Origin of the sequence: Gemmiger formicilis (genome assembly GCF_016901605.1) — a bacterium.
Lineage (GTDB): Bacteria > Bacillota > Clostridia > Oscillospirales > Ruminococcaceae > Gemmiger > Gemmiger formicilis_B.
On sequence record NZ_JACJKP010000922.1, the window covers coordinates 1 to 219 of the forward strand.

The 219-nt window shown below is 60.3% G+C and carries 1 protein-coding gene; it reads left to right on the plus strand.

The window, feature by feature from the left end; translation table 11 throughout:
- Window positions 1-20: 20 nt before the first annotated feature.
- On the plus strand, window positions 21-219 hold a 199-nt coding region (locus tag H6B10_RS17265), incomplete at its 3' end, for a hypothetical protein (RefSeq protein ID WP_204652544.1).

Sequence of the window (219 nt, forward strand, 5' to 3'; positions counted from 1 at the left end):
TCCGGGAACGCTCCCCGAAAATGATCAGTGACTGCGCCCGGGAACTTTGCCGCAACACCGGTTATGACGAATTGAGCCTTACCAGTTTGTCGACCTCCGACCATTCCCGCCTGGCAGAAACGGCAGCCGCGGACACAGCCGCGCAGCACCTCTACGCTGGCCCGGTCCTGTACGGCTCCCACAATGGGAACCACAAAGTTTTTGGGCGGTTCGTAGTCG